Here is a 5,382-nt window from a genome sequence, read left to right on the forward strand (position 1 = left end):
CTTACGGAGTTCAGTTCATCAGCGCTTTTTTTATTTATATTTTTTGTGAGCGTTTTGCCCATAAACTATAGCCAACTAACATTAATACAAAGAATATAATCGTTAAGAAAACAGATAGTCTTGTTGATGGATCAAGTGCCAAAATAATGAGAACGGCCACGAAGAACCCAATTGTTAGATAACTAGTTGCTGGGAACCACGGCATCTTATACGGATTATTTACTGCTGCTGCCGTTTGCTTATATTTAATATGGGCAACCATGATAAGTATCCAAACAAAAATAAAACTCATCGTTGCAACACCGGTAATCATGGTAAAAATCTTTGATGGGAAAAAGTAGTTAAGTAATACAACTGCCAAAAAGACAATTGATGAAGCCAACATTCCCGTTACTGGCACCATATTTTTTGAAACACGTGCCAATGATTTTGGTGCTTGGCTATTTTTTGCCAAGACATATAATGTCCGTGATGTTGAGAAAATTGCCGAGTTAGCAGCAGACAAGGCAGCTGTTAACACAACAAAGTTCACTAACGTTGCAGCAAAATTAATGCCCATACCGGAAAATACTTGTACGAATGGTGATTGTGATGTGTCAATTTGATTCCAAGGATAAACTGACATAATGATTGCAATTGCACCAACATAAAACAAACCAACTCTCACTGGTACCGAGTTAATTGCCTTGGGTAAATCACGCGCTGGATCCTCTGTTTCACCAGCAGTTAACCCAACCATTTCAATACCAGTAAAGGCAAAAATTACCATTGGAAAGGCCATGATAAAGCCCTTAAATCCAGTTGCAAAGAATCCACCATGTGAAACTAGGTTACCAAAGCTTGCAGTGTTACCACCTGTATGGAACCCTGAGATAATCAAGCCGATTCCAACAACAATCAATGCCAGTATCGCAAAAACTTTAATTGAAGCAAACCATGACTCTAATTCACCAAACCATCGCACATTAATTAGATTAAACGTGACCAATACAATAATAACAATTAATGGGGTTACCCATTGTGGGAGTGAAGGAAACCAATACCGCAAATAAATACCACTCGCAGTTAGATCCGCCATCGCCAAACTTGCCCAACTTAACCAGTATGCCCAGCCAATAGCGAATTCCCATTTATCACCCAAATAAATACGAACAAAATCAATGAATGACCGTATCTTTGTATTTGAGAGCAACAATTCACCAACTGCTCGCATCATTAGATATGCGAACAAACCAGTTAGTGCATACGCTAAAATTAGCGCTGGACCTGCTGCTTTGATTGCCGATCCTGATCCTAAGAAAAGACCGGTTCCAATCGCACCACCAATAGCTATCATCTGCACATGGCGTGCTTTAAGACCACGTGATAATTCACGTTCCGACTGATTATTCATAAATATACCTCACTGCATGAGGATATAAAAAATCCCCATGCCAAATTAAATTTGACATAGGGACGTTTAATAACGCGGTTCCACCCTAATTCTTAGTCACTGACTAAGCCACTTAATTACAGGTAATTTTCGTTTCTCCAAAAGCGCCACTACTAGCCGATAATAATTTGCTTTCACCAAACACAAACTCTCTAAATACTATCAATAACTAATAGTTTCTTTTTTCCTCAAAACACAAATTAGTATGGTCAACTATATGCTGTTTAAGCTTGATAGTCAATAGCTAATCCAATAATAATTACTTAATTTTGGCTACTAATGATTCAAAGTGCTTCACATCCTTTGTCTCACCAGCCACTGTCAGCACATCACCAACTTGAATGATTTCATCAGGTTCTGGCGTAATCACCACGCGATCTTCAGAACGAATGGCAATGATATTAAGACCATAATTTTTCCTAATATCTAGTTCTTCAATGGTCTTGTTGGCAAAACGCAAATTACCAATTTTAATTTCACCTAATGAATGTTTATCACCTAAGTCAATAAAATTAAGTAGGTTAGGAGTCATTAATTGTTCAGCTAAACGATGTGCCATTTCATTTTCAGGTCTGACAACCTGATCAGCCCCAACTTTATCTAGTACACGAGCATGCAAATTATTCTCAGCTTTCGCAATCACATGACGTACACCAATATCTTTCAGTAAGATTGTTGTCAAAATTGATGCCTGCTGATTATGTCCAATTGCTACCACAACATGATCAAAACTTGCTAAATCCAAGTCTCGCAAAGCATCTTCATCTTGCGCATCTGCAATCACCGCATGGGTTGCAATATCCATATAGTTTTCAACTAAAGTTGGGTTCTTATCAATGACTAAAACCTCTTGATCAGCATCTATAAGTGATTCTAGTAATGAGCTACCAAAACGGCCCAAACCAACAATCGCATATGTCTGTTTCATATCGGTAACCTCTCAAATTTTATATAACCTATTTTATCACTAATCTGATGCTGTCTTTAAATTTAAATAACTTGATTAACCTAAAAATAACCTTTAAAATTATTTATGTTCAATTGTGAACTTTTCATGAATATTATGTGAAGTCTTATAAATAGGATAATTTAATGATAACAGAAGGAGTTTTAGGACAGGTATGAGTACTTTTTCACGAACTGCAACACTATTTTCAACAGTTGTTCTTGGAAGTATGCTAACAACAACGACTGTCTCAAGCGTTAACACAATTGTTAATGCCGCTGAGACCACGCAAGCTGTAGCAACTAAAAAGAATTATGATTTGAAAATTTTGCAGGGTAACAGCGATGCAACATCTACTGCATCACAATTTTATTTAAACACGATTTCACTAGAGAAGCAGGCAAACGGAAATTATTATGCTTATTTAACATCTAATACACCCGTTAATCTCGGTGATGAGCCCATTTCAAGTGAGGATACGCAACATCAAGTTGTTAAAATGGGCACCACACAAAAAAATGGTTATAACCAAACTGTTTATCGTCTAACGTTGACAGCAGATGAATTGGCTAGTGGGCAACCAATCAAGACCAAGATTCATGTTAACATTCCAATGATGAATTATGATCACGACTATGATATTCGTTTAGCTGTTCAAGGATTTAAGCCGGAAGCTGCTTCTAGCTCAAGCTCTAGTTCTTCTTCAAGTACAGCAAATTCAAGTCATTCAGTAAGTTCTTCTTCAAACAATGCAAGTACTTCAATTGCTGATTCAAGTACAACAACAAGTGTTGCGCCATCAAGTTCAAGCCAAACAAGTAGCAGCGCACAATCATCTAACAATGATACAGCTACCTCTAGTGTGGTAAATAACGAGCAAAATAATAGTAGCGATACAGCATCATCTGCTGTTGTTTCAGATGACAAGACTACTTCATCTTCATCAACAGATTCAACAGTGAACATTGCAGCAGACCAGGGGATGTCACGCTTTTTGAAGCCAACCGCTCGCATTAATGTTAAAGGTGAGCAAACAGATATCACATTGAGTTTAAATGATGCATCACTAGCAAAAATGATTCCATCACTAACACTTGATGGTCAGACAAAATCAGTTAGCGGTCAGGATACTACTTTTACTGTTCCAACTAAAGATCTAACCCCTGACAAAGATAGTAAGTTGACTCTGAAGTCGCTAACCCATGTGTCTGCCCAAGGTTATACACATGATTATCCATCAAATATCACTTTTGATGTTAGTCAACTTATTGCCCAAAATAACCTAAAAGCTGGTAACTACCAAATTGCGGTCAGTCCTGATAGTCATATGGATAGTTTCTTTGCCAAAGAATTTAACGTCAAGGTTGGCGCACTAACAAGTGTCGTTAGTGTCACTTATCAAGTCCCAAGTATGATGGGGATGATTCCATCAGTCACTTTTGATGGTCAGACAAAATCAGTGGTTAATAAGTCAACAACCGTTGATTTCACTATTCCGACTAAGGATCTGGTACCCGGTAAAGATGGTAAAGTAACCTTGAAATCATTTACCAGTGTACCAATGAGTCCATCTAAGGGTTATAACTCAAATATTACTTTTGATATGAACCCTGCACTTGTTAAATCAACAAGTGATAGTAGTCATTCATCTAGTTCATCATCAGAATCAGCATCATCTGACAAAGACATCTTGCAAGACGGCACTTATTCTATTAATTATAATGTCTACAAGTCAGGTACAACTACTGATTCAACGATGAAGACTTATATGAAGTCCCCAGCAAATGTTGCTGTTAAAAACGGTCAAGCAACGATTACTTTCGCTACCCAAAATGATGCTATGTCTATGATGAAGGCATTCTCAATCAATGGTGTTGCTGCTAAGGCTAACGGCAATAGTTGGGTCGTCACTGTACCCGTTTCTGCGTTGTCAAAGACCATGACATCTAACATGACAATTTTTGTTTCAGCAATTAACTTCACTGAGCATCCAAGTGCCGATATTGTCTTTGATATGAGTAGTGTTAAGAAGACCAGCAACAACGGTGGTGGTAGTGCTGCTAATTCAAGCTCATCTTCTAGTGCTTCATCTTCTAGCCAATCTAATTCTGGTAGTGCATTATCAACAAGCCGTCAGACACTTGTTCCAAACGCTACCTTGCACCAACTAACAATTTTGCAAGGTAATAGTAACAGCACATCAGTTGCTGCGCAATATTTCTTGCCAACCATTCAATTAGTTAAAAATAGTAATGGCTCATATACTGGTTATGTAACAACGCATACGCCAGCGATGATGGGATCAGCGCCAATTACATTTATGGATGGTACCCACCATGTCACACGTATGAGTAACTTTAAAACTGGTAACTATTACCAGGCGGTTTACCGATTCTCGTTATCTGCAAACGAAATTAAGGCACCGATTGCGACAACGATTCATGTTCATTTCACAGCGCCATTAGCGTATGACCACACTTACACAATTCGTTTCGTTATTGGTCGTACACTAAATAATGCTAGCGAGGCAACTCAACCAACGACTGGCTTGCCAAACATGTCTGATAACACGTTGACCACTGCGTTAAACACTAGTGATGTTTCACGTGGAACATCTGATCCTGTGGCAACCGGAACATTTGAAAATACTAGTGCTAATACTGACTCTGCATTTAGCCAACAATCTGATGAAAAGGCCAATAAGCCTAAACATTCAGACAAAAAAGATAGTGTTAAGTCAGATACAAATGTTTCAAAAGATACTAAAGCTGATCAAAAAGACAACACAACTCGCCGTAACATTCTCATTGTTGCTGGTGGTGTAATTGCTGCTGCACTAGGTTATGTTGGTGTGTCATTGTTGACCAACTTCTTTAAGAAGGGGTAAGTAGATGCACAACAAAAAATATTTACGTTATTTGTTGAGTATGCTGGCACTCTTACTTTTCATGATTGGTGTTCAAATACCAGTGCATGCAGCCTCATATAATGTGCCTTTGCAAGT

The 5,382-nt window shown here is 38.1% G+C and carries 3 protein-coding genes; 1 reads left to right on the forward strand and 2 read right to left on the reverse strand.

The annotated features are described in order from the left end of the window. Window positions 1-34: 34 nt before the first annotated feature. Together HMPREF0877_RS05660 and HMPREF0877_RS05665 are read right to left on the reverse strand one after the other, a co-directional pair. On the reverse strand, window positions 35-1,393 hold the full coding sequence (locus HMPREF0877_RS05660) for an amino acid permease (protein WP_002828308.1): 1,359 nt from the start codon (window positions 1,391-1,393) through the stop codon (window positions 35-37). A gap of 298 nt (window positions 1,394-1,691) precedes the next feature. Beyond that, complete coding sequence (locus tag HMPREF0877_RS05665) at window positions 1,692-2,360, reverse strand: potassium channel family protein (protein ID WP_002828311.1); 669 nt, start codon at window positions 2,358-2,360, stop codon at window positions 1,692-1,694. A 193-nt stretch (window positions 2,361-2,553) separates the two neighbouring features. On the opposite strand from HMPREF0877_RS05665, the gene HMPREF0877_RS05670 reads away from it, so the two are divergent. Beyond that, complete coding sequence (locus HMPREF0877_RS05670) at window positions 2,554-5,265, forward strand: NEAT domain-containing protein (protein ID WP_040760684.1); 2,712 nt, start codon at window positions 2,554-2,556, stop codon at window positions 5,263-5,265. The last annotated feature ends 117 nt before the right edge of the window (window positions 5,266-5,382 follow it).

This window comes from Weissella paramesenteroides ATCC 33313 (genome assembly GCF_000160575.1).
GTDB lineage: Bacteria > Bacillota > Bacilli > Lactobacillales > Lactobacillaceae > Weissella > Weissella paramesenteroides.